Here is a 471-nt window from a genome sequence, read left to right on the forward strand (position 1 = left end):
TGGAAGCGTAACAGCAGGAACCGTGACAAACGCGATTGGTACTGTAACCTACTCTTGGAAAAACAGTGCAAATGTGGCGGTAGGAACTACTGCAACTGTTTCAAATCTTCCGGCGGGAACTTATACGTTGACTGTTACAGACACCTGTTCTTCACAATCTAATTCTGTTACAATAGGACAGCCTGCGGCGGCTTTAGCTTTAGGCGCGTCTTCTAAAACCGATGCTTCCTGTTTTGGAAAAAGCACTGGTTCTGTAACGGCTGGAACTGTGACAAATGCAATTGGAACGGTAAACTACTCTTGGAAAAATAGCGGAGGAATTGAAGTTGGAACAACAGCAACTGTTTCAAACCTTCCAGCGGGAACTTATACGGTTACCGTTACAGATACCTGCTCTTCACAATCTAATTCTGTTACAATAGGACAGCCTGCGGCGGCTTTAGCTTTAGGCGCGTCTTCTAAAACCGATGC

Annotated in this window: 1 pseudogene; it reads left to right on the forward strand. The window is 45.4% G+C overall.

What is annotated here, in order from left to right:
• Positions 1 to 471: pseudogene (locus AC1Q5Z_RS23370) on the forward strand (hypothetical protein); the annotation flags it as partial.

This window comes from Flavobacterium sp. GW823-FHT06G12 (assembly GCF_058794775.1).